The following is a 2,989-nucleotide window of genomic DNA, read 5'->3' on the forward strand; positions in this document are numbered from 1 at the left end:
TTACATACCATCATTAAGGATAAAGCCAATGATCTTGGCTTATCAGTAACCGCATACATTAAACTTTGTATACATGAAAAGCTAGAAAAGGAGGGGTAGACATGCCAGTTAATTCATTTATATATGAAGATGGTACAGAGGTAGACGAGGAATTGAGTAAAAGAGTTACCGATTATGTTCTTAGTCACAAAGAAGAATTCCCAGAAATTTCCGAATGGCTTGATAAACAATTGGATGAAGAAAGAATTAAAAAGTATAAGCAGTAAAGAGCCTACATCTCGAACATGCAGACTCTTAACAAAGAATTTAATAACAGTGCTAATTATAGCACTTAAAAGGAGAGATAAACAATGGCAATAGAAAATTATAAACCAACCCTATGGGAAGATTCCATTATGGAAAACTTTCATGATAGTTCTTTCGTAGGCATTATAACAACCCCCCCAGTGGAGAAAAAAGGTGAGAAAGTAGTATTTAATAGAATAGCCCCAGGCGCATGGAAACAATATACTACAGGTCAGAAAATAGAATGGAGTGCAGTCGCAACTACTAAAGTTGAAATGACTTTCCCGAACCAAAAGTATTATGCTTTTATGATAGACGATTGTGATGCAGTACAAACTAAAAACGATGTGTTAAATTCAGTTACAAAGGAACAAAGTGGAGTATTAGGGGAAGAAGTAGACCAGGAGGTTATAGGGTTCATAGTGAACAATATCAGCCCTGAAAACACGATTGGAGCTGTAGGAACAGAAGAGCTTGTAAATAAATCAAATGCATATGAGTTTTTAGTAGACTTAAATACAATGGCTAATAAGAATAAAGTTCCTTTAACGGATAGATATTTCATTATCCCCCCAGATTACTTGGCATTACTAGCTAAAGATGAAAGATTTACTAATGAATATACAGTACTTGAAAATGGAATTGTGGAAGGCGCTACAATAAACGGAACAACTTTGATATGTAAGGCTGATAATCCACTTAATCAAGTCATATTAACCCACAAAAGTGGTACTGGTTACGCAATGCAGTTAAGTGGTGATGCTGAGGCAGTAAGATTACAAGATTACTTTGGTGATGGAGTTAGAGGTATTGTAAAATATGGATATACTGAATTAAGAAATGAAAGTTCATATATGGCATATGTAAAATTTAGTTAGTAGGTGATACGGATATGGCAGAGTTAGAGAATACAACTCCGCTAATTGATAATCCAGGAGGGGAAAATAACATTCCCTCCAAGGATGTCAAAACTGACGGGGAAAATGAATTTAAAATCAATGAAATTATAGAAAAACAAATGGAAGCCTTTAAAAATACTTTTATGGCTCAATTCAACGAAGAGTATAGCCATAAACTAGATAAGTTAAAAAGTGATAATTTGGAACTAGAAGAGAAAAAACAAAGGTTTGCAGTAAGTGAAGAATTAAGAATTGAAGGATTAGATGGGGACTGGATAGATTTTGCATATAATAAGGATTTTGAGATTTCTAAAATGAAAATAACTCAATTAAAAGGGCTTATAGATAAAGAGGTTCAAAAAGGGGTTTTAAATAGGTTGAGAGCGGGATCTTATGTTCCACCAGAAGACCACGGCGGGGACTTCACTCCAAGTAAAGATAAACCCCAATATTTTCTTTAAACAACAAAAAAATCAGGTAATATTTGCATATTAGATTTTCATGCTTTATAATAAAAACATAGTAAAATAAAAAAAGTCCTCTGTCATCTGATTAAAGTGCTGCTAACATTTTAATCAGTATATCAATAAGGTATATGCCGATACCCTAACGACTTTTGAGAGAACTTGTTTTTACAATATATCTATATACATTTATAGGTGTATTGTATCAAATGAGCATGTAAATTTCAAGTCTTTTAGGTGAATTCAATACCTAGAAGGCTTTTTTGTTGCATTAAATATATGAAACAAAGGAATGATACGTTATGGTAGATTATGAAAATGTATTAAATAAATTTACAGTAAAATCAAGGAATGGAGATAAGGCTCAGTGTATGTGTCCTTCACATAAAGATAAAAATGCATCATTATCAATTAAGCATGATAAAGTAGCTGATAGGATTGTTATGTACTGTCATGCTGGATGTGAAATTGATGCTATTTTAAAAGAAGTAGGTCTAACTTTTGCAGATGTAGGGACAACTTGCGAAAAGAAAGAAAGTGATCCAAATATAATTGCAGCTTATCAATACACTGACGAACATGGAGCATTACTATTTGAAAAGATAAGATTTAAAAATAAGAAATTTTCTCAAAAAAGATATGTAGATGGTAGTATAGTTTGGGGTTTGAACTATGGTGAATATAGTGAAACCTTTGAAGGTTCAAATGCATTTTCAATGAAACATAGACCTGCAGCAAAGAAGAAGATTTTCTTTGAACAAAAACCATCACTATATAATTTACCTAAACTTATAAAGTCTATAGGCAACGGATACACCGTTTATATATGTGAAGGTGAAAAAGATTGTGACACCTTAAATAAATTGGGGTTAGTCGCTACTACTGGGAGTCACGGAGCGGGAAAAGGGAAATGGATTGAAGAATATTGTAGTTGTTTCAGAGGTGCAAATGTTGTAATACTTTCGGATAATGACGAAGTAGGCAAGAATTATGGCACAGAAATAGAAAATAAATTAAGAAAATATGCACATAGAATAAAAGTTATAACTATTTCAGATAAAGAAAAAGGGGACGTAACGGATTATATCGAAGAGGGGCATACTAAAGAGGAGTTTCTAAAAGAAGTTGATAAAATAGAATGGCTTTATGCCCCATGGATCAGTATTAATGAAAAGAATAAAAAGCAAATAGTAAATCAAGGTATTTTAATAGAATGTATTCAAGATACACTGCATTATGTAACTGTGGGGGATATAAGCAGTAATAACCCTTTAATTTACGTTTATGAAAATGGGGTATATAAAAACATATCTAAAAACATATTAAAAGGCATAGTGGCTG

3 protein-coding genes and 1 pseudogene are annotated in these 2,989 nt (G+C 32.6%); all 4 read left to right on the forward strand.

Annotated elements, in window-relative coordinates:
* Window positions 1-101 precede the first annotated feature (101 nt).
* Window positions 102-266: a hypothetical protein gene (locus ABDZ93_RS20000; protein WP_157450968.1), complete on the forward strand. Its 165-nt coding sequence runs from the start codon at window positions 102-104 to the stop codon at window positions 264-266.
* 84 nt (window positions 267-350) lie between these two features.
* Entirely contained in the window at window positions 351-1,163 is an 813-nt protein-coding gene (locus ABDZ93_RS20005) for a hypothetical protein (protein ID WP_343828285.1), read from the forward strand.
* A 14-nt stretch (window positions 1,164-1,177) separates the two neighbouring features.
* Window positions 1,178-1,645, forward strand: coding sequence for a hypothetical protein (locus ABDZ93_RS20010; protein ID WP_343828287.1), 468 nt, complete (start codon window positions 1,178-1,180; stop codon window positions 1,643-1,645).
* 305 nt (window positions 1,646-1,950) lie between these two features.
* Window positions 1,951-2,989, forward strand: a pseudogene (locus ABDZ93_RS20015) (hypothetical protein); the annotation flags it as partial.

Origin of the sequence: Clostridium subterminale (assembly GCF_039521425.1) — a bacterium.
In the GTDB taxonomy this organism is placed as follows: domain Bacteria; phylum Bacillota; class Clostridia; order Clostridiales; family Clostridiaceae; genus Clostridium_J; species Clostridium_J subterminale.